Source organism: Pseudomonas sp. MG-9 (assembly GCF_018729515.1).
Lineage (GTDB): Bacteria > Pseudomonadota > Gammaproteobacteria > Pseudomonadales > Pseudomonadaceae > Aquipseudomonas > Aquipseudomonas serboccidentalis.
The window spans coordinates 13,522-35,673 of the sequence record NZ_JAHHZH010000001.1 but is presented as its reverse complement, the minus strand read 5'-3'; the positions used below and the strand labels follow the sequence as shown (position 1 = coordinate 35,673).

Below are 22,152 nucleotides of genomic sequence, written 5' to 3'. Positions count from 1 at the left end.
AGCTCCTACAGCGGTTCACGTAAACCCATGTAGGAGCTGCCGAAGGCTGCGATCTTTTGCAGGCGCCCCCCATTCAGGGGGCAGCCATGGAATCAGGCCTGACGCTGGTGCTTGTCGATCTGCTCGTGACGCTCTTGAGCTTCGATGCAGTACTTGGTGGTCGGGCTGATCAGCAGGCGTTTCAGGCCGATGGCCTCGCCGCTGTCGTCGCACCAGCCAAAACTGTCTTCCTTGATGCGCTCAAGGGCTTGTTCCAGTTGCGGCAGCATGCGCTGGTCGCGATCGATCGCGTTGACCAGCCAGGTGCGCTCTTCTTCAACCGAAGCCGCGTCCGCCGGGTCGGCCGGGGTGTCCAGGCTTTCGATGGCGATACGGTTTTGCTCAATGCGCTCGTGGGTTTCGACTTTCATGTTCTGCAGCAGCTCAGTGAAGAAAGCGTGCTGCTCGGCATTCATGTAGTCATCTGCCGGCATGGCCAGCAACTTGTCCTTTGTCATTGATATCTCTATAAAAAAACGTGCATTAAGGCGAATTAGGGAGCGTTCCGGCGAACCGTGTCCGGTCGACGAAAAGGCATCGTTTATTGCAAACGCCACCCGGCACTCAATTTACGAAGGGGCGGCAGTCTAAGGCCCGTTTGAGGCCTCAGCAACTGTAAATACTGGGAATTTGTCCGACAACACCCGTAAACAGCTCTGACACAGGCGTCATGGCGGTCATCGGAGTGCGTTTATAGCAAGAAATTCAGTCGAGCGGCTGTATATAGAAGACAAACGGCTAACCCAGTGGCAGTTGGTCGCATTTTTTTCAGCCATGCCGCCCGCGCAGTGCATCGTTTCAGCAAAGCAAACCCGAAAAAGCCCCCTAATATCAGAGCAAACCAACACCTGTGGCGAGGGGGCTTGCCCCCGCTGAGTCGCGGGGCGGCCCTGCTTTTTTCTTTCAAGCAGAGGGTCTGCTGCGAAGTCCAACGGGACGGTGCAACGATTCGACAAGCCCCCTCGCCACAGGGTGATCAATTTGCCAAAAGGACTCCCCATGCCCCGCCCCGATCTGCCGGCCAACGACGAGCGCCCCCTCGCCAGCCCCCCGATCAATGCCGAGCGTCTGCTGCAACTGATCACCGACGAATACGATACCCTGCCGCGCCAACTCAAGCGCATCGCCAGTTACATGAGCCAGCAAAGCGACCGGATCATGGTTGATCGCATCAGCGACATCGCCCGTGAATGCGAAGTGCATCCGTCCGCCATCGTGCGCTTCTCGCAGCGCTTCGGCTTCAGCGGCTTCAGCGAAATGCAGGCCTTGTTCCGCACCGCCTACACCCACAAAGCCTCGCCGGTGCAGAACTACCAGCAACGCATCCGCAGCATGATCGCCAACCAGTCGCAGCCAGCCAGCGACGGCGACCTCGCCCGCGAATGCATCGACGCCACCCGCTCCGGCATCGAACGCCTGGGCCGCGAACTCGACGACGTCGCGTTCGAAAAAGCCGTCGACCTGATCGTCAACGCCGACAACATCTATGTCATCGGCGTGCGCCGCTCCTTCGCCGTCGCCGACTACCTCGTTTACAACTTGCAACACACTCACAAGCGGATTCACCTGGTGTCCGGCCTTGGCGGCAGTTATCGAGAGCAGATGCGCAGCGTGCGTAGCGGTGATTTGGTCATTGCCATCAGCTTCACCCCCTACGCCAAGGAAACCCAACACTGCCTGCGCTACGCCCGCCAGCAACAAGCCAACACCCTGATCCTCACCGACAGCCATCTCTCGCCACTGGCGAGGAACGCCAACAGCCTGTTGCTGGTAAATGAAGGCAGCGCATTGGCGTTCCGCTCGTTGAGCGCGACCTTGTGTTTGTGTCAGGCGCTGTTTGTGGCGGTGGCGTATCGGCTGGAATTGAATGTCGAGGAGATTCACGAGCAAGCGGGGTTTGACGACTGACATTTGCCTCAGGCTCGGCTAGGTTATGCCTTCCCACCGGTTCGACTTGAAGGAACGCGTCATGAAACTGATCGGCATGCTGGACTCCCCTTACGTGCGCCGCGTGGCGATCTCCGCCAAACGCCTCGGCATCGACCTCGAACACCAGTCGGTCTCGGTGTTCCGCCACTTCGAGCAATTCCAGCAGATCAACCCGGTGGTCAAGGCGCCTACGCTGATCCTCGATGACGGCGTGGTCCTGATGGACTCCACCCTCATCCTCGACTACCTCGAAGCCGCCAGCGGCAAAAGCCTGCTGCCAAGCGACCTCAAACAACGCGCTCACGCCCTGCGCCTGATCGGCCTCAGCCTCGCCGCCTGCGAAAAAGCCGTGCAGCTCTACTACGAACGCAACCTGCGCCCGGTCGACATTCAATACCAACCATGGGTCGAACGCGTCGAAGGCCAACTCGCCGCCGCCTTCACCGCCCTCGAACAGGAACTCGAAAAAAGCGGCCTGCCCACCGACGGCACCCTCACCCAGGCCGGCATCAGCCTCGCCGTCGCCTGGAGCTTCACCGGCCTCGTCGTCCCCGACCAGATCGACACCCGCCGCTACCCGCACATCGCCCAATACACCGCCTACGCCGAAACCCTCGAAGCGTTCGTCAGCACCCCGATGACCTGACCATGAGCGCAACCGACACCGCCGCGCCGGCGTTAAAGGAAATCTTCAACGCCGAACGCCTGCACCACATCGCCACTGAAATGAGCGCCGTGTACCCGGCGTTCAAGGCCAAAGCGTTTCTCAAGCATGCCAACGACGGGCTTGCCGAACTCTCGGTGATGCAACGCATGGCCCGCGTCAGCGAAAGCCTGCACGCCGTGCTGCCGCTGGACTACGAAGATTCCCTCGATGTGCTGCGCGAACTCGCCCCCCGCCTCAACAGCGGATTCGTCAGCATGTGCCTGCCGCACTACGTCGCCAGCTACGGCGGCCACGCGTTCGATACCTCGATGCAAGCACTGAAATACTTCACCACCTTCGGCTCCTCCGAATTCGCCATCCGCCACTTCCTGCGCAGCGACCTCAAACGCTCGCTGGAACTCATGCACGACTGGACCCAAGACGAAAACCACCACGTCCGTCGCCTCGCCAGCGAAGGCTCCCGCCCTCGCCTACCGTGGTCATTTCGCCTGGAAGCGGTGCAGGCCAATCCGCAATTGGCCGCCGGAATCCTCGATCGGTTGAAAGCCGACGAGAGTCTGTACGTGCGCAAGTCCGTGGCGAACCATTTGAATGACGTGACCAAAGAGCATCCGGAGTGGGTGCTGGACACGATTGAAGGCTGGTCGCTGGAGAACAAACACACGGCGTGGATTGCCAAGCATGCGTTGCGCAGTTTGATCAAACAGGGAGATATGCGAGCGCTGACGGTGATTGGTGCCGGAGCCAAGGCTGAGGTTGAGTTGCTGGATGTGAAGGTTGAGCCGGCGGTGGTGCGGTTGGGGGAAGCGATTACGTTGTCGTTTACGGTGAAGTCGACGGTGGCGCATGAGCAACGGTTGGTGATTGATTATGCGATTGACTATGTGAAGGCGAATGGCGGGGTTTCAGGGAAGGTTTTCAAGTTGAAGACGGTGGTGTTGGCGGGGTTTGGGGAGTTGGTTGTGGGGAGGCGGCAGGTGATTAGGGATTTTACGACGCGGAAACATTATGTGGGGCGGCATGGGGTGAGGGTTTTGGTGAATGGGGAGGTTTTGGGGAGTGCTGCGTTTGATATCGTCGCTGATTGATACTGCTAATAGATTCCGTTGATCTGGCAGTACTCGGACTGATAGGGAATTACCGATGGGGCTGCTTCGGCCAAAAGCGGACCAAGGTTCTAGAAAAATTCGGGGCGTGTCGTACTGCGCAGAAAAAATCTCCGATTTCTCCAAAGCTCGGTGGTAAGAGTTGGAGATGATGTTCTTTCTTCGATCAGTAGAAACGGCGCACTATGATTGTTGGAATAACGCTCATGGCCCGCAAGGCCTAATTATAAGAAGTGATGCTATGACACAGAAAGCTCCTACATTTCGTGCAATCACATCGCATGAAGAAACACTCAGCGCTGCTGAAATCGTCGAGCATTTCGAAGCATTAACCGGGTGTCCCCTGCATCCGACGAATGCTGGAAATGCTGCCAAAGCGCTCGGGCTCGATTATATCGAGGTTACACACGAGGACACCTCTGTGGTTCGTAAGGTGCAAAAGCGCTACTCGGTTTTAGACATCGATTTGATCTTCGAACGACTTCGAGTGCTTGCAGACAGCCGAGCCAAATATCAATGAAAAGAGCCAGCGCCACTCAAACCTAACCATCGAACACTAGCCAGCTGTTGACCTCGACGTTCACCTTGAATGAAGCGTTTCACTGGCTTCCCCCTGCAAATGAATACGCAAAAATAATAGTACAGAGACACCCCTTCATTCACATTTGAGATAGGTGTCTGAATTCGACGGTGAAGCCAAATTGGGCCCCACAGATCAGGCTCTCTATACTGGCCTTCCAGGAGAGTAAATAGAGCGCAAAATATGCCCGCCACACCCAATCAAAATTCGTCAGTCATTTTGGTCCTAGCTCAACAAAGCGACTTGGACAATCTTGTAGCCATTCGAATTGAGGCCATGCGCGAAAGTCTGGAGCGTGTTGGGCGATTTGATCCGGTGCGTGCGCGTGAGCGGTTTCTTAGCGGTTTTGAAGCTCGCAACACACACTACATCGAGGTATCTGGAGAGAGGGTTGGTTTTGTAGTGGTCAAGCATCACCACAATGAACTCTTGCTCGACCACTTGTATGTGAGACCGAGCGCGCAAGGATCAGGTATAGGCTCTGTTGTTCTCACTCAGATTTTCAAAGTGGCGGATGCGAATGCGCTCCCCATTAAAGTTGGAGCTCTCAAAGAAAGCGCTTCGAATCGCTTTTATATCCGCCATGGCTTCCAATTCGTCGAAAGCAGTGAATTCGACAATTATTATGTTCGTCAGAGCGTTCCGGCGGTTGGCCCAGCTTGCTAGCTGGATGTGATGCACCTCAAGATACGTTTTTACACACTCTGGGCCGAAAGCGGCCCTTTGTAGGCCGCATTGACTCGACAGAAGGACTGGCAGGAGAAGTGTCTTCTTGCTGCCTCCTACCAACTTCCGTACGGAATGCCGAACTTGTCGATATACCTCTTGGACTTTTCACTGACGGGATACGCATAGCGCCCTTGGTTCTTACCTTGACTAGGCCCTAGCGGTTCAACCTCTGCCTGTGCTCTGGCGACTTTGACAGGATGGTGGCATGAGTCTCGAACCCAGACTTGCACAACGCCGCCGGGAGCCAGGCCCAAGTATAGAGACGCGATATACCGCCCCTCTTGTTCAGGTGTTTTTGCGCAACGCTGGTTGACGGACTCAAGCATGAGTTGTCTGGCTTCCTCTGGAATGTCCACCCAGGCTTTATACGTTTGCGGTTCAACAATGGATTGCCATCGGACATAGATCCTTTGGGGAAGATCAGCACCAACAACAGCTTTTCCGGTGCTTCCCACGCCGTGCCAACCTTGAGCAGACGCTGTTCCATCCTCTGGCTGCCCGCCTGAGGCGGATCCACCTCCGGTGCGCAGGAATGCCTTGCCTTTAATGTCTTCGACGGAAGTGGTCTCAACCCAAACCTTCATGTAATCAGGTTCAGTGAAAGCTAGTTCCCACCATTCGGACTTCGGGTCATTTTTGGCTGAGAGTGGATCAGTTGCTTGGCATCCTGTGATCAGCAAAACGCAAAGTATCGTAATGAATTGTTTCATTGGCTGACGGGTCACCAACTCCCGTAAGGGATTCCGAATTTCTCGATATACCGCTTGGACTTTTCGCTCACAGGATACGCGTAGCGCCCTTGGCTCTTACCTTGACTAGGCCCTAGCGGTTCAACCTCTGCCTGTGCTCTAGCGACTTTCACTGGGCGGTGGCACGAGTCCCGAACAAAAACCTGTACAACACCCCCTGGAGCCAAGCCCAAATAGATAGATGCGCTATAGCTGGCCTGTTGTTCCGGTGTTTCCGGGCACCGCTGACTGATCGACTGCACCATCAACTGCCTCGCCTCTTCAGGTACATCCACCCAAACCTTATAGGTCTGCGGCTCGACGATGGACTGCCAGCGCACGTAAATGCGTTTGGGCAAGTCAGCGCCAATCACTGCCTTCGCAGCCGCGCCTACCGCATGCCAACCGCGTGCGGACTCTTTGCCATTCTCTGGCTCCCCACCAGCGGCGGTGCCTCCTCCCGTGCGCGTGAATAGCTTGCCGTTTATGTCTTCGACGGCGCTGTCCTCAACCCAAACCTTCATGTAATAGGGTTCAGTGAACGCAAGCTCCCACGATTCAGATTTCGGGTCGTTTTTAGCCGACAAGGAATCAGCAGATTGGCATCCAACCATGAATAGTGCGCACAGCAGGGTTACAAGAACTTTCATCACCAAAGCGTCCAGTCGGGTACGTGGGGGTGTTGCACACGGATTGAATCGTCCGTGGGGGCATTGATGTAAACCGCATTGATGCCGCTGCCATCTCGTCGGCCAAGTGGATGGTTCCAGTTGGCAGACGTGTGAATGTACTTGAGTTTGAGCAATTGTTCTTCTTGCGGTGTGACACTGTAGTTACCTGCTAAAAACCGATCACACATGGCTTGAAGCTCGAAGGGAATGGCGAGATCCGGAGTGTCTGGAATGTCGTTGAAACGAGCTCCCTTTTCTTTCGCCAAACGATGCATCACCCGCAGATATACCCTGGATAACAAGCCACTCACGGGGCGTTTGAGTTGAAGTGCCGCGTACACGCGCTTCTGCCTTGGACTCAATCTTTCCTGCGGGCTATCCGGCATCGATAACGCCTCAGGTGTTACGACTTCGAGCATGTCAGCAGGCCAGCCTTTAGCTAACCATTGGCTTTTGGCATTAACGGCATCGCGGTAAATCGAGGTAGTCGTCACATCTGTATTTAGAGACACGATGAGTGTTTGCATAGGCGTGACGAGGACACACTCCTCTGCCTCCTCCAGGTAACCGCCACCAATGTCGGAATGTACACCCGGCAGGGTAATTTCCACGTGATCTGCTTTGACACGACTGAGGGCGAAGTTGGCCCGGCATTCGTCTCGCGCAGACAATTGGACGACGTCGGCAAAAAAGCGGCGATCCAGGTAGAGTTTGATGCCCGTCGCAATGGAACTTTTGATGTTCCCCAAATTAGACCAACCGGCTATCGATGGAACAGTATCGAACAAGCCAATAAAGCCCACGTTGATGTCGCTTTTGTATTGGTCGATGAACTTGGGGCTGAAGGCTCTGGGTAAGTTTCGTAAGACTATACCCAGCGGCCCGCGGCTAGAGCGGACAAGCTCATTGGCAAAATGACGAGCAGCCGCAGCGCCGCGACTGAACCCAAACACATCAAAGGTCAGGGAGCTGATTTCACTGCCCGGGTTATCGACCAAAACTCGACTGATCGCTTGTTGAATTTTGGGGAACGAGGACTCGACCCGACCCGCTACGCCCGTTTCTCCGCGACCGGTGCCAGCACCGAGCTTGCTGTCCTCTTCACCCGCTCGCGTGCCGATGCCCTCGATATAGATGACGCGTGAAGTGCTCCTATGTAGCCCCTCTCCAACAGCGTCTGGCACGGCATCATACAACTCGCTCAGTTTTTTTACGTTGCTGACATCGTTGCCGTAACTGCTATCCGGATCACTCATGTAAGGCATACAACTCGCAGGAATATCCTGCGGCGCAATCGGATGCTGCGCACCACACAACAACCCTGCTGCCGTGTTATTCGCATTGTTGCCAGTACCGTCAAAGAACACCCCAATCCTCAACGCAATGCCGATTTTCTCAGGCTCGCGCGCAGGTTCTTTCCCGTGTTTCTCGTACTCGGCCCAACGCTGGGCGTGAATGTCGACGGGTTTGGCTTCTTCGTAGCGGTAGTTTTTCGGGGGGTTGGGAACGTAGCCACTCAATCCTTGATTTCCTTGTTCTGATCCTTGAAGAACGGGCCGAAGGGTGACAGCCGAGGCTGGGGGGCGCAAGGCGTGGCCGTGTGCCAGCCCGGTTGAGGTTGCTGGGTGCGACGAGGGTTTTGTCTCGTCGCACGGGGTGCGTTATTGGGCTGTTTCGACGTTGTCGAGGGCCTGGTTTACGGCGAGTTCGCCGAGCATCACCACTTGGGCGATGCCGAGTGCGGTTTTGCGGTGGGAGGTGTCGAGCATGGCGGCGAAGTTGTTGAGCATTTCGCTGGCCGAGCCGAGGGTTTCACTGGCGTTGGCGAGCAGGGATTCGGTGTCGCACTTCGGGTTGGCGAGGTACATGGGTTCGGGTTTGTTGCTGCTGGCCATGATTTGGGTGGCCGGGGTGAGGTAGTGGTCGAGGGCGCGTTCGGCGGCTTCGTGGAGTTTTTTGGAATCGAGGGATTCGTAGGGGGATGCGAGGTCGGTTTCTGGGGGATTGGGTGTTGGTTTGATCATGGTGAAACTCCTAGTTATTGAAGAGGAGCCTTCACCTTCGCTACCAAACGAAGGGTGGCGGCCACACGCGGGTTGGTAGACCGGTAACTAGGACCCGGCACACCCGAAGGTGTCCTGCGCATGGCCACCATTGAGCAGCGACCTGATGAGGTCTGCGAACGGTGCGCGATGCGACTAGTTAGGGCGGGCTACCAAACCCGATCACTGTTTTTTCAGTGACCGACAGACGATAGAACCCGCGCCCTAGACGCACAAGCCGGCGGATTCTGGCTTAGTCGTAGGCGATGGCGCAAGGCGTTGTAGGGTTTCGGTGGTAACGGCAGGCCTCGTTTAAACATCCCGATTATTTCCTGTTTATCGGCCGATTGAACTGGCTGCCGATCCAGCATCAACACCATTTCAGCAATGTAGACGTCCGGGCATCGCGTCTTGCGTAACTAAACCGGTTGCCACCTATGTTCGAGTTTCTCGCTGACATCCTTACCTTTACAAATGGACAAAATCTCACACTAAGCGGCTGGCCTGCCTGACAGCCGGCAAGGGTATAGTTCAACTTCACGCCGCCCAAGGGAAGATAAGCCCGGGCCCAGAAAACTTCCATAATGGTTGGACAACTTCATGCTGACGGCTTTTTTGCAGTATCCCGTTTCATTTGGCGATCCAGCAGCAAATTTCAGGAAGATTCGCGACACCGTAAACTTGGCGCAATTTGATCTCTTAGTCATGCCCGAGCTTTGCACCATCGGTTATTTTCACGACTCGCGTGAGGCATTGTTTGTTCATGCTGAATCGGCGCTCGATGGGCCAACGGCGCAGTTCTTACTGCAACTATCGGCAGACAAGAATGCAACGCTGATTGCTGGCATCGCCGAGCGTGATGGCGATCACATCTACAACACGGCGATTGTCGTATCGCGAGGGCGCTGGCTGGGAAAGCAACGCAAGTGCCACCTGTCACGCATAGAAAAGCGCCTCTTCACGCCAGGCGATTCATTAGCGTGTTTCGATGACGGAATCTGCCGTTTCGGCATTCTTACTTGTTTTGACCTTTGGATGCCAGAAGCCGCTCGCCTGTTGGTGCGCCAGGGTGCGCAGTTACTGTGTTGTCCAGCCAACTATGGTGGGCCTTGGACAACCCAGCTTGCGCGTATTCGCGCAATGGAAAATGCCACTCCGCTTATCTGTGCCAATCGGACCGGTGTGGAAATGTATGCAGGCGCAGAGGCGACATTCAGAGGTGAAAGCCAAATTGTCGGGCCTATGGGAGAAGTTTGGACTTCCGCCACAGAAGAGACGTCGCTTGGCTTGTCGATAATCGACCCGGCTGCGCACGTTCTCAAGGCGAATCCTATGTGCGATGACTTGATGGAAGAGGCAAGTCGCTATGCTTTATCAGGCCCACACCCAAAATGAACTCGCCACGTCTGGCGGCAAAGCCAGCAACCTGAAAGACAGGAAATTCAGGCCGCTACGGCAGTTTATAAAACCTTAGCGTACGATTTTTCCGGGTGCCGGCGCGCATGTCCATGGGCTCGGTGGCGAGCCGGATTGAGTCGATGCGGATCATCGCAACAGGTTTCAGGGCTGGGTAGATGACTTGGCCGGACGGATACTCCGCAATGATCGGAATGCACTGTTCAGCCCAAAAAAGTCATTTACGCACCTACCTCGCCGACGCCTGGGTCGCTAGAGTGCAGCGCTCTTTCAACTGGCTGACGTACTTATGAATCTGTGGTTTCGACTGCTCTGCATGCTTTTTCGTCGACCTTGGCGCAGGCCGGTCAATGCGCTGGAATCCACCGTTATCCGCATGCGCGTGTGGCCGCTGGATCTCGATTTCAATCGGCACGTCACCAATGGCCGCTATTTCACAATGGCCGACGTCGGACGCATGGATTTTGTGTTGCGCAGTGGCGCGTTTCGAGTGGCGTTGCGCACTAAAGCGCTACCCGTCGTTGGGGATACCTGGGGTAAATTCCGGCGTGAACTGAAGCTGTTTGAAGCATTTGAAATCCACAGCCGGATGCTCGGCTGGGACGACAAATGGAGCTTCATGGAACACCGCTTCGTGAGCAAGGGACGGGTGATCGGCGTGGTGGTCATGCGTGGGCTGTTTCGTTCGGCGAAAGGCACGATTGCGCCGGGTGAGTTCGTCAGGGAATTGGGGTTGCCTGAACAGTCGCCCGAGATGCCGGAGTGGTTGACGTCGTGGTCCGCGAGTTGCGATCTGATGAGCCTTCAGCTTAGGGGTGAGGAGGTTTGAGTCATGGGGCGTCTGGATGATCGCGTTTATGGATAGGGAGCGGTGTCGCTTGGGCGGGAGCCTTCGCGAGCAGGCTCACTCCTACAGGGGGCGTGTTTCACTTGGGCTCGAGTTGGTGGTCAGCGATGGTGCCGGTGAAGCTCGCCTCTACCGGGCCGCTGAGGATGACCGGGCCTGTGCCGTCCCAGTGAACCGTGACGGGGCCGCCGTCGCATTCGACTTCTACGGTGTTATCCAGCAACCCTCGGCGCATGCCGTTGACGGCCGCGCCACATGAGCAGGAGCCCGAGCCGAGCGGGATGGCGCCGTTGCGTTCCCAGATGCGCAGGCGAATGTGCTGACGGTCGATGATCTGCACAAAGTGGACGTTGGTTTTGCGAGGGAACAACGGGTGGGTTTCCAGGCGTGGGCCGAGGGTGACGATGTCGACGGCACTCAAGTCTTCGACGAAAAACGTGCAGTGCGGATTGCCCATACTGCACGCGGCGGGGTCGCCGGGCAGTGGCAGTGTGAGGGTGTCGAGTGCCTGCGCCAGCGGGATGTCTGCCCAGTTGAACAGCGGCTGGCCCATCTCCACCGAAATCGTGCCCGAGGGTGTGCGTTCGCAGGTCAGCAGACCGCGTTGGGTGCGCAGGACGATCAAGGTGCGGCTGGTTTCACGCATCAGTCGGTCGGCGGCGCCACGAGTGGCGCTGCCGCAGACGTCGAGCGCTGAGCCATCAGCGTTCCAGAACTCCAGGCGTGCATCGGCGTCTTCGCAATCGAGCACCACAGCGAGCTGGTTGAAGCCGATGCCGCGATGGCGATCACCCAGACGCCGGGCGAGCTCGCCGGTGACGGGGTTGACGCTGTTGCGTGCGTCGATCACGACGAAATCATCGCCGTTGGCGTGCATCTTATGGAAGGTCAGCGGCATCGATTGCGCCTCTACTGCGCGTCATGTTGATCAGCGCCACACGTCTGCCACCCGGCGCCGCACGCTCTTCGATGGAGAACGGCACGAAGCCGAGTTTCGGGTAAAGCAGCAACCCAGCGGTGTTTTCGTTGAAGCAGGAAAGCTGCACTTCCCTGGCCTGATACTTTTCGAAACCGACGGCGGTCATGGTTTCGACAATGTACCGAGCGACACCCTGGCCCCGGGCGTAGAGGGCGACGATGACGTTGCCGATGCAGCAGACGCCGCCGTGCTCGGCACGGTAGAAGTTGGCGAAACCGACGAACTCGCCGTTGGCCAAAAACGCCGTGGAGTCGAAGCGCTGGCTGATCGCTGTGTGCATCTGTTCTTCCGTCAGCGGGTACTGCGCTTTCGGGAACATGAAGTACAACTCTTGAACGCCCTGCGGAAAGCCGCAAAGGGTTTTGACGTCGTCGGCCGTGACGGGCCGGTGGGAGAAGTTCATCGCTGCCCTGCCCTCACTGTTTGCCTGCGGCCAGGTAATGCGCCACCAGCGCGTTGGCATGGCCGTGGCCCATGCCGTGTTCGTCCTTGAGCCACGCCACCCGTTCCATGTGCTTCTTGTCGGTGACGCCAGCGAGCAGGTTCAGCCAGTGATCGATGGGCTGGCCGTACTTTTTTTCGATGGCGGGGAAGTACGACGCCGGGCCTTTTATCTTGTTGTCTTCGCTCATGCTGCAAGCTCCCTGTGGTCACGACGGAGGGTCGGCGGACGCTCCTTGTCGGCATGCCATAGAGTGGACGCGAGACGCTGTTCCGGCAAGTGAGCCCGTTCAGTTCACGCCGACCTTGACCGGAAACTCTGACGACCAGGACTCCTGCCCTGCTTTGAGGATCGGCTGCGCCGGGTAACGGTATTCGCTGAGGGCCTTGAGCACGGCTTGGTCGACCTCGTTATTGCCAGAGCTTTCGACCAAGGTGAATTGCGGCACCAACGAACCGGGTTTGCCTTTCGCCTCCAGTGTGACCGGTTTGCTCGCGGTGCCAGGTTTGATCTGTTTGTTCAACAGCAGCTCGGTGTCGTACACCGTTCTTGTGAGGCTGGTGCCAACGGCGTCGTACCATTTTTCGTTGTAGCGCTGTGTCTGCTCGGCGGTCAGGGTCAGCCCCTGGACGCGGAGCCGTTGCACACCGTCCCATGCCGGGTCATCGATTTGTCGAGTGGCATTGAGGTAATGCGTCAGCGCCCCGGACAGGTCCTGTGGGCCACCTCGGCCTTGTTCCATCAACCGGGCCAGCGCGAACTCGCTGCTGGCGCTCTCACGATGGACGAGCGCTAACTGATAAAGCCGTCGCGCCTCGACAGCGTCAGGCGCCTGCCCGCTGCCCTCCTCGGCCATGCGTGCCAGTTGCTCATACCCGGCGCCATCCAGCGCAGCGACAGACTCATACAGGGAGCGGGCCTTGCGCACATCCGGCGATAGGCCGCCACGACCGAACTCATACAAAGCGCCAAGCGCAATCCTGCACTTGAGGTTGCCGTTGTCGCTGGCGTCGCGGATGTCATCGACGCGGTCGGCGGGAAGGTCGCTCACACTCGCGAAGAGCAGGCAGCGGGTGCCGGTGAGGCTTGCTTCCTGAGGATTGGGTGGGGGGCTGCTGCAACCTGCGACGAGGGTCATGAATGCCCCAATAACTGCCTTGTTCATGCGCTGCATCCGTCGGGTCCGCCTTACTTCTTAAAATATATGATCCGTGCTGAATCGGTCAGGAGCCGCTCACTTCGTCATGAGGTCTTTCAATCTCTGCAATTCAGTTTTGCCGTCGGTCCTGACGGTGGATATGAGCCAGTAGGTTTTCTGGTCCGGCGCAATGATCGGCTCACCGGGGAAACGGTAATCGGCGAAACCCTGCAGTACTTTCTGGTCGACAGCACTGTTACCGGAGCTTTGCACCAGCGAGAGGGTCGGCACCGGCACACCGGGGATCCCCTCCAGCTTCACACTGACCGGTTGGCTGTCGGGCGACGTCATTCTCTCTTTCTTCAAGGCCTCTTCGAGGTACTCGACCTTCTTTCTCAAGCGGTAATAAACGCTGCTGCCGAAGATCTCGTTGTAGCGCTTCTGCTGCGCAGTTGTCATCGGAACACCTTGGGCACGCAGTCGTTGCACACCACTCCAGGCCGCGTCGAGGGCGCCAGCACTGCTGAGGTAATACTTCAATGCGCCTTGAAGATCCTCAGGACCACCTTTGCCGTTCTCCATGAACTCGGCCAGTTTGAACTCGATGTCGGTGTTGCCCGGTTTGCTGACGGCACGCTGATAGAAGTCCCTCGCGGCGACCAGATCGACCGGGCCGCCGATGCCCTGCTCGGCCATCGCGCCGAGTCGGTTGTAGGCACGCGGTTCGGCCTCGGCGAGGGACTGATAAACGGTTTTGGCCTGGGGGATGTCTCGGGGTACGCCTCGGCCCGCTTCGTACATTCTGCCGAGAATCAACTTGCAACCGTTGTCGCGGCGGCTGAGGGCACGGATGTCGTTGAGCTGCTGCTCACTGAGCGACGGCTGATCGAAGTAGGCGGCGCAACGGAAGACGGGATGCGCGTCAGCGATGGGATTGCCGCTGGAACCGCCGAGGGATTTGCAGCCTGCGACGAGGGCGGTAAACGCCAGTAGAGCAACAACCTTGTTCATGAACGGCATCCGTTGAAATCGTGCAGATTTCATCGGCAGGCAGGCGCAAAACCTGAAGCCCGAGCATTCAAACACACCACAAAACCTGTAGGAGTGAGCCTGCTCGCGATGGCGTCTGCTCAGTCGACACCCATGCTGACGGGTCTACCGCTATCGCGAGCAGGCTCACTCCTACAGGGGAGGTCAGCGTTATTCCGTGCGGCCCGGCAGCATCCGCACCAGCGTGTTATCCCGCACCCAGTAATGGTGGAACAGCCCCGCCGCCGCGTGCAAACCGATCAGCCAGTAGCCGGTGCTGCCCAGCGTTTCATGCCAGTACTTGAGTTGTTTGGCGAAGTCCGGGTCGATGGCCACCGGCGCCGGGATGTGGAAGCCGAAGTACGGGAACGGTTTGTCGGCGGCGGCGAGCATCAGCCAGGCGAGGATCGGTGTGGCGATCATCAGCACGTACAGCGCCAGGTGCATCAGGTGCGAGACGCCGGTCTGCCAGGCGGGTGGCTTGGGGGTAATCGGTGGGCGTGGAGTCAGGCGGCCGAGCAGACGCACCCAGACCAGAGCGAAGATGGCCGCGCCGAACAGGCCATGAAAGCCCATCAGCAGGCCGCGCGCTTCGCTGCCCTTGGGCATGAAGCCCTTGATTTCGACACAGGCATATACGCCCACGAACAGCGCCAGCATCAGCCAGTGCAGGGTGATTGAAAGTTTTCCATAACGGGTAACGGCGGTGTCGCGGGTCATAAGAAGCGCCTCGTGATTGTCGTGAGCGACGGTCGATTCGTTCGACGGTCTCGATCCGGTTGCAGGGCGGACCGACGGTGCCACCCTGCCCTTGCAGTCTTAAGACAATCTGAAGATTGCCCGATTGATTAACCTTTTTTCACCTTCAGACTTCGTTAAGAAATGCCTCCGATACTTCGCTCAAACCATTGAGGAAGGCATTCTGCCCATGCCCGATTACGACTGGAACATCCCCCTTCCCCTGCGCTTCGGTCAAGCCGAAGCACCGCCGATGACTTTGACCGGCGCCTTGCCCGATGACGCACAGCGAGAGACGTTTGAAGCCTTCATCCAACAACGTTTTCGCAAGGCCCACGGCGCCGACATTCGACACTTTATGCCCGAGCTGTTCGGCATGCACAACGGCGACGGTGAGCTGTGCGCGGTGGCCGGTGTACGTCGCGCCCATCGGGAGCCGCTGTTTCTGGAGCGTTACCTGGATGAGCCGATCGAACCGTTGATCAGCGCTGCGGCCGATCGCCCGGTAGATCGCACCGGCATCGTCGAAGTCGGCAACCTCGCCGCCAGCGACACCGGCAGTGCACGGCTGAGCATCATTGCCATTACTTACCTGCTGGCCATGGGTGGCCTGGAATGGGTGACGTTCACCGGCAACATCGGCCTGGTCAACAGCTTCCATCGGCTTGGTCTGAAGCCAGTGACATTATGCGCCGCCGACCCGGAGCGCCTGGGTGACGAGCGTCAACACTGGGGCAGTTATTACGAAAGCAAACCCTGGGTGCACGTCGGCAACATCCGCGCCGGATTCATCCATTTGCGCAATATCGGCCTGTTCACTCGGTTGGGACTGCCGACCTCGATTGAAGGAGCCTGCCATGTCGCTTGAATTGCAACGCTTCCAGGAAACCCTGCGCGACCATGCCCGGCGCAATGACAACACCACCGCCCTGTGGGGCGACACACTGAAGCTCGATTACGCCACCCTGTTTGCGGAGGTGCTGTATCGCCAGGAGCGTCTGCGCGATGAGCAGGCGCAGGTGATTGCCTTGGCGTTGGACAACGGCGTCGACGCGATGCTGTGGGATCTGGCCGTGCTGTTCGAAGGCTTGACCTGCGTGACACTGCCACCGTTTTTCAGCCCGGCGCAACGCGCTCATTGTCTGGAGCAGAGCCAGGCCGAACGGGTGATCGCCGAGCCGGAGCTGGCAGCCGAACTGCTGGCGGCCGGTTATGAGAAACGCGGCGAGTTCTGGTGCCGCACGTTCAGCGGCCCGAGTCGCCTGCCGACCGGCACCGCCAAACTGACGTTCACCTCTGGCACCACCGGCACACCCAAAGGCGTGTGCTTGAGCGCTGACAGTTTGCTGCGCGTGGCGCGGGAGCTGGAGCAGGCGAGTAAATCCACCGACCCGCAGCATCATCTGGCGCTGTTGCCGCTGGCGATTCTGCTGGAAAACCTCGGCTGTTATGCGGCGCTGTACGCCGGTGCGACGTTGAGTCTGCCGAGCCAAAAGACCCTGGGCATTCAGGGCGCCAGTGGCGTCGACGTGCCACATCTGCTGGGCTACCTGGCCGGGCGTGCGCCGGAGAGTCTGATTCTGGTGCCGCAACTGTTGTTGATGCTGGTCAGCGCTGCCGAACAGAAAGCCTTTGACCCGCAAAAACTGCGCTTCGCCGCCGTCGGTGGCGCACGGGTGTCAGAGGATCTGCTACACCGTGCGCAGCGCGTCGGCCTGCCGGTGTTCGAAGGCTACGGCTTGTCCGAATGCGCCTCGGTGGTGTGCCTCAATCGCCCCGGTGCACGGCGTCCGGGCAGCGTCGGCCAGCCCCTGCCCCACGTCGAGGTGCGCCTGGCCGAGGACGGCGAAGTGCTGATCAAGGGCTCGACGCTGCTCGGTTATCTAGGGGAAGCGCCGTACACCGACGAATGGTGGCCGAGCGGCGACCTGGGCGAGTTCGACCCCGAAGGTTTCCTCTACCTCAAGGGCCGCAAGAAGCACCAGTTCGTCACCAGTTTCGGGCGCAACGTTAACCCGGAATGGGTCGAGTCCGAACTGACCCAGCGCCGCCACATTGCCCAGGCCTTCGTCTACGGCGAGGCCCTGCCGCACAACCACGCCTTGCTCTGGCCGCACCGTGCCGATTGCAGCGACGCCGAGCTGGCCGCAGCGGTCGCCGAAGCCAACGAAGCCTTGCCCGACTACGCGCAGGTGCATCGCTGGACGCGCCTGACCCAACCGTTCACCGCCGCCAATGGCTTGCTCACCGCCAATGGCCGCCCGCGCCGCGATGCAATCGTCGCGCAGTACCGCACCCAATTGTCTGAATCCGCCGTTTCCGAGGAGTCCGCGTCATGAGTTTTTTCGACACCCTGCAAGAAGCCACGCAGCAAGAACGCAACGAGTTGTTCAACCTGCCGATCATCCTTGATGCCCTGCAAGGCAAGGTCAGCCTCGACAGCTACCGGGCGTTTCTGGCTCAGGCGTATTACCACGTGCGCCACACCGTGCCGTTGATGATGGCCTGCGGCGCGCGCCTGCCGATGCGCCTGGAATGGCTGCGCAAAGCGGTGGCCGAGTACATCGAAGACGAATACGGCCATGAACACTGGGTACTCAACGACATCGCCGCGTGTGGCGGTGATCGCGATGCGGTGCGCGACGGCCAACCGTCGCTGCCGATCGAATTGATGGTGAGTTTTCTCTACGACCTGATCGCCCGTGGCAATCCAGTCGGGCTGTTCGGCATGGTCAACGTGCTCGAAGGCACCAGTATCGCCCTGGCCACCCATGCGGCGGGCAGCATTCGCGAGCGTCTGGCGCTGCCGGAAACAGCGTTCAGCTACCTGAGCTCGCACGGCTCGCTCGACATCGAACACATGCAGACCTATCGCCGACTGATGAATCAGCTGGAAGATCCCGAGGACCAAGCGGCGGTGATTCACGCCTCGAAAGTCGTCTATCGCCTGTACACCGACATGTTCCGTGGCCTGCCGCGCGATGCGGAGGCTCAACATGCAGCTGCGTGACGCACGCGTGGTCTTGACCGGTGCCAGTGGCGGCATCGGCATGGCGATTACCGAGGCCTTGTGCGCCGCCGGTGCCAGGGTGCTGGCCGTGGCACGGCATGAGGAGGCGCTGGCGCCGTTGCTGGCACGCTATCCCGAGACCCTGTGCTGGGTCGCCGCCGACCTGACCTTTCTCAGCGACCGGCGCAAAGTGCTGGCCGCGGCTGAAGCCATCGGTGGCATCAACCTGCTGATCAATGCCGCCGGGGTCAATCACTTCGCCATGCTCGAGCAGCTTGATGACAGCGACATCAACACCATGCTCGCGGTGAACATCAGTGCGCCGATGTGCCTGACCAAACTGCTGCTGCCGCTGCTCAAACAGGCCGACAGCGCGATGGTGGTCAACGTCGGTTCCACCTATGGCTCAATCGGTTACCCCGGTTATGCCAGCTACTGCGCGACCAAGTTCGCCCTGCGCGGTTTCTCGGAAGCGCTGCGCCGGGAACTGGCCGACACCCGGGTCAACGTGTTGTATGTCGCGCCCCGGGCCACGCGCACCTCGATGAACAGTGCGGCGGCGCAAGCCTTGAACGATGCGCTCAAGTCCAACGTCGATGACCCGCAAACCGTGGCCTCGGCGGTGGTCCATGCGATTGCCGGCGACCGCCGCGACCTGTATCTGGGCTGGCCCGAACGCTTCTTCGTGCGCCTCAACAACCTGCTGCCGCACTTGGTGGATCGAGGCTTGCGCAAGCAACTGCCGCTGATTCGCCGCCTCAGTGAAAAAACTGACCACGAGTCCCCAAAACCATGAAAAAACTTTCCGCATGCCTGTTGTTCGCCGCCCTCAGTCAAAGCGTCTGGGCGCTGGAACCGGCCGACCAGCAACGCCTCAACGGCATCCAGCAGAGCTGGGCGCACATCCAATACGAGGTGGCAGAAAAGCAGCGCGCCGCCGCGTTCGAGCAACTGTCGTCCGACGCCACTGCGTTCACTACCCAGCGTCCGGCGGTGGCCGAAGCGTGGATCTGGAAAGGCATCGTCACCAGCAGTTGGGCCGGCGCTCAGGGCGGTCTCGGTGCCCTGGGCAAGGCCAAGGACGCCAAGGCCGATCTGGAAAAAGCCCTGACGCTTGACCCCAAGGCCCTGCAAGGTTCGGCCTACACCAGCCTCGCCGCGTTGTATGATCGCGTCCCGGGCTGGCCGATCGGTTTCGGCGACAGCGACAAGGCCGAGCAACTGCTCAAGCAAGCCTTGCAACTGAACCCGGACGGCATCGACAGCCTGTACTTCTGGGGCGATCACCTCTACCGTCAGAAGCACTACGCTGAAGCCAGGGCCGCGCTGCTCAAAGCGCTGCAAGCCGCGCCGCGCCCGGGCCGGGAAACCGCTGATGCCGGGCGTCGCAAAGAAATCGCCGCCCTGCTGGTGGACGTGAACAAGAAACTCGACTGACAGGAGTCCGCGTGCGTTTACTACTGATTGAGGATGACATCGCGCTCGGTGAAGGCATTCATCAGGCGCTGGGCCGCGAGGGTTACACCGTCGACTGGCTCAAGGACGGCAGCAGCGCGCTGCATGCGCTGCTCAGTGAGACTTTCGACGTGGCGGTGCTCGATCTGGGCCTGCCGCGCATGGACGGCCTCGAAGTGCTGCGCCGCCTGCGCGACAGCGGGTCGAACCTGCCGGTGCTGATTCTCACCGCGCGCGATGCCACTGAAGATCGCATCGCCGGGCTGGACGCCGGCGCTGACGATTACCTGGTCAAACCGTTCGACCTCGCCGAACTCAAGGCGCGCCTGCGGGCCTTGTTGCGCCGCAGTGCCGGCCGCGGCCAGGCGCTGATCGAGCACGCCGGCATCAGCCTCAATCCCGGCACTCAGCAAGTCAGCTATCAGGGTCAACCGGTGGCCCTGACGCCCAAGGAATATCAGTTACTGCACGAACTGCTGTCGCCGCCGGGCCGGGTGATGACCCGCGACCAACTGATCCAGTTGCTCTACGGCTGGAACGAGGAAGCGGAAAGCAACACCCTGGAAGTGCACATCCATCACCTGCGCAAAAAATTCTCCACCGACCTGATCCGCACCGTTCGCGGCGTGGGTTATCTGGTGGAGGAGCGTCGATGACCTCGATCCGTCGCCGCACGCTGACGCTGATCATCGGTTTGCTGCTCACCGGTCTTGCTGTGCTCAGCGTGTTCAACCTGCACGACAGCAACCACGAAATCGCCGAAGTCTACGACGCCCAACTGGCGCAAAACGCCCGCCTGTTGCAGGGCGTGATGCGCATGCCGCTGGCGAGCAGGGAACATTCGCAGCTGTATCAGGCGTTCAATCAGGCGCTGAGCGAAGCCAAGCCACGCATCGACGGCCATCCGTACGAAAGCAAGATCGCTTTCCAGGTGTGGAACCCCAAGGGTGAGGTGCTGGTGCACACCGCCAGTGCGCCGTCGTTCACCGCACCGCCGATGCAACCGGGCTTCAGCGATGTGGTGGATTTGAACAACCGGCACTGGCGCGCCTTCGTGCTGGAAGATCCGCAGAACGGTCTGCGCATCTGGGTCGGCGAGCGCGACGATGTGCGTGCCGATCTGGTCGACCGCATTGTGCGTCACACCCTGTGGCCGAACGTGCTGGGCAGCCTGATACTCGCGGCGATGATCTGGCTGGCCATCGGCTGGGGCCTCAAACCGTTGGCGGACATGGCCGCGACCCTGCGCGCCCGACACAGCGGCTCGCTGGAACCGCTACAACTGACGCCGCTGCCCAGCGAGCTGGAACCGATGCAGGCGGCGCTCAACCGCATGCTCGCACAGATCCAGGAAGTGCTCGGCCGCGAACGACGCTTCATCGCCGACGCTGCCCACGAGATGCGTACGCCACTGGCGGTGCTGCGGGTGCATGCGCAAAACCTGCTGGAGGCCGGCACCGAACAGGAGCGCCGCGAGTCTTTGCAGTTTCTGATTTCCGGCGTCGACCGCGCCAGTCGGCTGGTCAACCAGCTGCTGACCATGGCCCGCCTGGAACCGAAATCCAACCCGCCGCCGCTGCAACGCATCGACCTCAGCGAAACCGCGCGCAACTGCCTCGTGCAACTGACGCCGTGGCTGCTGAGCAAACACCTGGAACTGGCCTTCGAAGACAGCGAGCAAGCACTGCACGTCATGGCCAGCACCGCCGCCATCGACATCGCCCTGAGCAACCTGATCACCAACGCCGCCAATTTCTCTCCGGAGAATGGCGTGATCACCGTCAAGCTGAGCGAGGCTGACGGCTGGTGCCTTCTGAGCGTCGAAGACCAGGGCCCGGGCATCGACGAGGAAGATCGGGCGCGGTTGTTCGAACGTTTCTACAGCCGAGGCAACGCCAACGGTGCAGGCCTGGGGCTGACCATCGTCAACACCATCGCGTTGCGCCTGGGCGGACGGATTACTTTGGTCAACCGGGCTGAGGGCGGGTTGTGCGCGACGTTGTCGGTGCCGGTCAGTTCAACTGTGCAGCAACGCAGCGGCGGATGAGACGACCAGCAGCACCGCGAGAATCCGGTTCAGCCACTGCAACTGCGCCGGATTACTCAGCCAGCGCGCCGCGCCTCGACCGAGCAGCGCCCACAGCGCCAGACACGGTAACGACACCAGAAAAAACGCCAGGCACAGCGCATTCAGCCCTTGCCCCTGAGCGGTGAACACGCTGATCACGGCAATCGCCATCATCCACGATTTGGGGTTGACCCATTGCAACAGCGCGGCGCCCAGCAAACCCAGCTCGGGTTTTTCCTCGCCGGCAGCGGGATCGATGGCCGTGGCCGGCGCCGTGAAAATCTGCCACGCCAGCCACAGCATCCAGCCCAACCCAAGCACACTGATCACCGGGCGCACCCCGGGCAGCATCAGCGTGCTCGCGCCCGCACCGGCGACCCACACCAATGACGCGGCGCCGGCTCCCGCACCGAGAATGATTGGCAGGCACGGCCGCCAGCCGCGTCGGGCGCTGGTACTGAGCACGATGAGATTGGTCGGCCCCGGGGTGATCGAGGCAACGAAGGCAAAGAGAATGAACGCAAGCATGGCACGGCCCT

The 22,152-nt window shown here is 59.5% G+C and carries 26 protein-coding genes; 14 read left to right on the top strand and 12 right to left on the bottom strand.

From position 1 onward, the window contains the following. Nucleotides 1–92: 92 nt before the first annotated feature. Entirely contained in the window at nt 93–497 is a 405-nt protein-coding gene (locus tag KKQ10_RS00195) for a TraR/DksA family transcriptional regulator (RefSeq protein ID WP_003225981.1), read from the bottom strand. A 541-nt stretch (nt 498–1,038) separates the two neighbouring features. Here KKQ10_RS00195 and KKQ10_RS00190 point away from each other — a divergent pair. From KKQ10_RS00190 to KKQ10_RS00170, 5 genes are all read left to right on the top strand, one after another. Continuing rightward, nucleotides 1,039–1,947, top strand: a complete 909-nt coding sequence (locus tag KKQ10_RS00190) for a MurR/RpiR family transcriptional regulator (RefSeq protein ID WP_127651476.1) — start codon at nt 1,039–1,041, stop codon at nt 1,945–1,947. 61 nt (nt 1,948–2,008) lie between these two features. Then, nucleotides 2,009–2,614 carry a glutathione S-transferase gene (locus KKQ10_RS00185; protein ID WP_127651477.1) on the top strand — a complete coding sequence of 202 codons (606 nt, stop codon included), beginning with the start codon at nt 2,009–2,011 and terminating at the stop codon, nt 2,612–2,614. 2 nt (nt 2,615–2,616) lie between these two features. Then, the gene (locus KKQ10_RS00180; protein WP_215499573.1) at nt 2,617–3,723 is read left to right on the top strand and encodes a DNA alkylation repair protein; all 1,107 of its coding nucleotides are present in this window, start codon (nt 2,617–2,619) and stop codon (nt 3,721–3,723) included. 259 nt (nt 3,724–3,982) lie between these two features. Next, nucleotides 3,983–4,261, top strand: a complete 279-nt coding sequence (locus tag KKQ10_RS00175; RefSeq protein WP_215499571.1) for a hypothetical protein — start codon at nt 3,983–3,985, stop codon at nt 4,259–4,261. Between the two features lie 243 nt (nt 4,262–4,504). Beyond that, entirely contained in the window at nt 4,505–4,987 is a 483-nt protein-coding gene (locus tag KKQ10_RS00170; protein ID WP_215499569.1) for a GNAT family N-acetyltransferase, read from the top strand. 116 nt (nt 4,988–5,103) lie between these two features. Here KKQ10_RS00170 and KKQ10_RS00165 read toward each other — a convergent pair whose 3' ends face one another. The 4 genes from KKQ10_RS00165 to KKQ10_RS00150 form a co-directional block, all read right to left on the bottom strand. Next, nucleotides 5,104–5,760, bottom strand: a complete 657-nt coding sequence (locus KKQ10_RS00165; RefSeq protein ID WP_215499567.1) for a DUF2931 family protein — start codon at nt 5,758–5,760, stop codon at nt 5,104–5,106. A gap of 11 nt (nt 5,761–5,771) precedes the next feature. Then, nucleotides 5,772–6,428 (bottom strand): DUF2931 family protein, encoded by a 657-nt coding sequence (locus KKQ10_RS00160; RefSeq protein ID WP_215499565.1) that lies wholly within the window; start codon nt 6,426–6,428, stop codon nt 5,772–5,774. Next, nucleotides 6,428–7,969, bottom strand: a complete 1,542-nt coding sequence (locus KKQ10_RS00155; RefSeq protein ID WP_215499563.1) for a phospholipase effector Tle1 domain-containing protein — start codon at nt 7,967–7,969, stop codon at nt 6,428–6,430. Before KKQ10_RS00155 ends, KKQ10_RS00160 begins: the two co-directional genes overlap by 1 nt. Nucleotides 7,970–8,110: 141 nt before the next feature. Beyond that, the gene (locus KKQ10_RS00150; protein WP_215499561.1) at nt 8,111–8,473 is read right to left on the bottom strand and encodes a DUF6124 family protein; all 363 of its coding nucleotides are present in this window, start codon (nt 8,471–8,473) and stop codon (nt 8,111–8,113) included. 618 nt (nt 8,474–9,091) lie between these two features. Between KKQ10_RS00150 and KKQ10_RS00145 the strand changes: the two genes are divergently transcribed. Continuing rightward, a complete protein-coding gene (locus KKQ10_RS00145; RefSeq protein ID WP_215499559.1) occupies nt 9,092–9,886 on the top strand; it encodes a nitrilase-related carbon-nitrogen hydrolase in 795 nt (264 codons plus the stop codon). A 310-nt stretch (nt 9,887–10,196) separates the two neighbouring features. Continuing rightward, entirely contained in the window at nt 10,197–10,736 is a 540-nt protein-coding gene (locus tag KKQ10_RS00140) for a thioesterase family protein (protein WP_127651486.1), read from the top strand. 97 nt (nt 10,737–10,833) lie between these two features. Here KKQ10_RS00140 and dapF read toward each other — a convergent pair whose 3' ends face one another. The 6 genes from dapF to KKQ10_RS00110 all read right to left on the bottom strand — a co-directional run bounded on the left by dapF (nt 10,834) and on the right by KKQ10_RS00110 (nt 15,062). Beyond that, entirely contained in the window at nt 10,834–11,652 is an 819-nt protein-coding gene (gene dapF, locus KKQ10_RS00135) for a diaminopimelate epimerase (RefSeq protein WP_215499557.1), read from the bottom strand. Continuing rightward, nucleotides 11,633–12,136 (bottom strand): GNAT family N-acetyltransferase, encoded by a 504-nt coding sequence (locus KKQ10_RS00130; RefSeq protein ID WP_215499555.1) that lies wholly within the window; start codon nt 12,134–12,136, stop codon nt 11,633–11,635. The genes dapF and KKQ10_RS00130 overlap by 20 nt, the downstream gene beginning before the upstream one ends. A 13-nt stretch (nt 12,137–12,149) precedes the next feature. Next, entirely contained in the window at nt 12,150–12,365 is a 216-nt protein-coding gene (locus KKQ10_RS00125) for a DUF4287 domain-containing protein (protein WP_215499553.1), read from the bottom strand. 99 nt (nt 12,366–12,464) lie between these two features. Continuing rightward, nucleotides 12,465–13,340 carry a tetratricopeptide repeat protein gene (locus KKQ10_RS00120; RefSeq protein ID WP_215499551.1) on the bottom strand — a complete coding sequence of 292 codons (876 nt, stop codon included), beginning with the start codon at nt 13,338–13,340 and terminating at the stop codon, nt 12,465–12,467. A 69-nt stretch (nt 13,341–13,409) separates the two neighbouring features. Further along, nucleotides 13,410–14,324 (bottom strand): tetratricopeptide repeat protein, encoded by a 915-nt coding sequence (locus tag KKQ10_RS00115; RefSeq protein ID WP_215499548.1) that lies wholly within the window; start codon nt 14,322–14,324, stop codon nt 13,410–13,412. Nucleotides 14,325–14,513: 189 nt separating this feature from the next. Continuing rightward, a complete protein-coding gene (locus tag KKQ10_RS00110; RefSeq protein ID WP_215499546.1) occupies nt 14,514–15,062 on the bottom strand; it encodes a cytochrome b in 549 nt (182 codons plus the stop codon). A 208-nt stretch (nt 15,063–15,270) separates the two neighbouring features. On the opposite strand from KKQ10_RS00110, the gene KKQ10_RS00105 reads away from it, so the two are divergent. From KKQ10_RS00105 to KKQ10_RS00075, 7 genes are read left to right on the top strand one after another with little or no spacing between them, the layout of a single operon-like run. Continuing rightward, nucleotides 15,271–15,948: a thermostable hemolysin gene (locus KKQ10_RS00105; RefSeq protein ID WP_127651493.1), complete on the top strand. Its 678-nt coding sequence runs from the start codon at nt 15,271–15,273 to the stop codon at nt 15,946–15,948. After that, a complete protein-coding gene (locus KKQ10_RS00100; protein ID WP_215499544.1) occupies nt 15,938–17,419 on the top strand; it encodes an AMP-binding protein in 1,482 nt (493 codons plus the stop codon). The genes KKQ10_RS00105 and KKQ10_RS00100 overlap by 11 nt, the downstream gene beginning before the upstream one ends. Next, the gene (locus KKQ10_RS00095) at nt 17,416–18,090 is read left to right on the top strand and encodes an iron-containing redox enzyme family protein (protein ID WP_127651495.1); all 675 of its coding nucleotides are present in this window, start codon (nt 17,416–17,418) and stop codon (nt 18,088–18,090) included. Before KKQ10_RS00100 ends, KKQ10_RS00095 begins: the two co-directional genes overlap by 4 nt. Beyond that, nucleotides 18,077–18,886 carry an SDR family oxidoreductase gene (locus tag KKQ10_RS00090; protein WP_215499543.1) on the top strand — a complete coding sequence of 270 codons (810 nt, stop codon included), beginning with the start codon at nt 18,077–18,079 and terminating at the stop codon, nt 18,884–18,886. Before KKQ10_RS00095 ends, KKQ10_RS00090 begins: the two co-directional genes overlap by 14 nt. After that, on the top strand, nt 18,883–19,527 hold the full coding sequence (locus KKQ10_RS00085; protein ID WP_215499541.1) for a tetratricopeptide repeat protein: 645 nt from the start codon (nt 18,883–18,885) through the stop codon (nt 19,525–19,527). Before KKQ10_RS00090 ends, KKQ10_RS00085 begins: the two co-directional genes overlap by 4 nt. Before the next feature lie 11 nt (nt 19,528–19,538). Then, nucleotides 19,539–20,201, top strand: coding sequence for a response regulator (locus KKQ10_RS00080; RefSeq protein WP_127651498.1), 663 nt, complete (start codon nt 19,539–19,541; stop codon nt 20,199–20,201). Beyond that, nucleotides 20,198–21,592, top strand: coding sequence for an ATP-binding protein (locus KKQ10_RS00075; RefSeq protein ID WP_215499539.1), 1,395 nt, complete (start codon nt 20,198–20,200; stop codon nt 21,590–21,592). Before KKQ10_RS00080 ends, KKQ10_RS00075 begins: the two co-directional genes overlap by 4 nt. On the opposite strand, the gene KKQ10_RS00070 is transcribed toward KKQ10_RS00075, so the two are convergent. After that, nucleotides 21,563–22,141 (bottom strand): LysE family translocator, encoded by a 579-nt coding sequence (locus KKQ10_RS00070; RefSeq protein WP_215499537.1) that lies wholly within the window; start codon nt 22,139–22,141, stop codon nt 21,563–21,565. The two genes, KKQ10_RS00075 and KKQ10_RS00070, sit on opposite strands and share 30 nt — an antisense overlap. Nucleotides 22,142–22,152 lie beyond the last annotated feature (11 nt).

Bases quoted from the DNA above. Each gene is read 5' to 3' on its own strand.
- KKQ10_RS00195 (WP_003225981.1), bottom strand. From the start codon at position 497: ATGACAAAGGACAAGTTGCTGGCCATGCCGGCAGATGACTACATGAAT.
- KKQ10_RS00190 (WP_127651476.1), top strand. From the start codon at position 1,039: ATGCCCCGCCCCGATCTGCCGGCCAACGACGAGCGCCCCCTCGCCAGC.
- KKQ10_RS00185 (WP_127651477.1), top strand. From the start codon at position 2,009: ATGAAACTGATCGGCATGCTGGACTCCCCTTACGTGCGCCGCGTGGCG.
- KKQ10_RS00180 (WP_215499573.1), top strand. From the start codon at position 2,617: ATGAGCGCAACCGACACCGCCGCGCCGGCGTTAAAGGAAATCTTCAAC.
- KKQ10_RS00175 (WP_215499571.1), top strand. From the start codon at position 3,983: ATGACACAGAAAGCTCCTACATTTCGTGCAATCACATCGCATGAAGAA.
- KKQ10_RS00170 (WP_215499569.1), top strand. From the start codon at position 4,505: ATGCCCGCCACACCCAATCAAAATTCGTCAGTCATTTTGGTCCTAGCT.
- KKQ10_RS00165 (WP_215499567.1), bottom strand. From the start codon at position 5,760: ATGAAACAATTCATTACGATACTTTGCGTTTTGCTGATCACAGGATGC.
- KKQ10_RS00160 (WP_215499565.1), bottom strand. From the start codon at position 6,428: ATGAAAGTTCTTGTAACCCTGCTGTGCGCACTATTCATGGTTGGATGC.
- KKQ10_RS00150 (WP_215499561.1), bottom strand. From the start codon at position 8,473: ATGATCAAACCAACACCCAATCCCCCAGAAACCGACCTCGCATCCCCC.
- KKQ10_RS00145 (WP_215499559.1), top strand. From the start codon at position 9,092: ATGCTGACGGCTTTTTTGCAGTATCCCGTTTCATTTGGCGATCCAGCA.
- KKQ10_RS00140 (WP_127651486.1), top strand. From the start codon at position 10,197: ATGAATCTGTGGTTTCGACTGCTCTGCATGCTTTTTCGTCGACCTTGG.
- dapF (WP_215499557.1), bottom strand. From the start codon at position 11,652: ATGCCGCTGACCTTCCATAAGATGCACGCCAACGGCGATGATTTCGTC.
- KKQ10_RS00130 (WP_215499555.1), bottom strand. From the start codon at position 12,136: ATGAACTTCTCCCACCGGCCCGTCACGGCCGACGACGTCAAAACCCTT.
- KKQ10_RS00125 (WP_215499553.1), bottom strand. From the start codon at position 12,365: ATGAGCGAAGACAACAAGATAAAAGGCCCGGCGTCGTACTTCCCCGCC.
- KKQ10_RS00120 (WP_215499551.1), bottom strand. From the start codon at position 13,340: ATGAACAAGGCAGTTATTGGGGCATTCATGACCCTCGTCGCAGGTTGC.
- KKQ10_RS00115 (WP_215499548.1), bottom strand. From the start codon at position 14,324: ATGAACAAGGTTGTTGCTCTACTGGCGTTTACCGCCCTCGTCGCAGGC.
- KKQ10_RS00110 (WP_215499546.1), bottom strand. From the start codon at position 15,062: ATGACCCGCGACACCGCCGTTACCCGTTATGGAAAACTTTCAATCACC.
- KKQ10_RS00105 (WP_127651493.1), top strand. From the start codon at position 15,271: ATGCCCGATTACGACTGGAACATCCCCCTTCCCCTGCGCTTCGGTCAA.
- KKQ10_RS00100 (WP_215499544.1), top strand. From the start codon at position 15,938: ATGTCGCTTGAATTGCAACGCTTCCAGGAAACCCTGCGCGACCATGCC.
- KKQ10_RS00095 (WP_127651495.1), top strand. From the start codon at position 17,416: ATGAGTTTTTTCGACACCCTGCAAGAAGCCACGCAGCAAGAACGCAAC.
- KKQ10_RS00090 (WP_215499543.1), top strand. From the start codon at position 18,077: ATGCAGCTGCGTGACGCACGCGTGGTCTTGACCGGTGCCAGTGGCGGC.
- KKQ10_RS00085 (WP_215499541.1), top strand. From the start codon at position 18,883: ATGAAAAAACTTTCCGCATGCCTGTTGTTCGCCGCCCTCAGTCAAAGC.
- KKQ10_RS00075 (WP_215499539.1), top strand. From the start codon at position 20,198: ATGACCTCGATCCGTCGCCGCACGCTGACGCTGATCATCGGTTTGCTG.
- KKQ10_RS00070 (WP_215499537.1), bottom strand. From the start codon at position 22,141: ATGCTTGCGTTCATTCTCTTTGCCTTCGTTGCCTCGATCACCCCGGGG.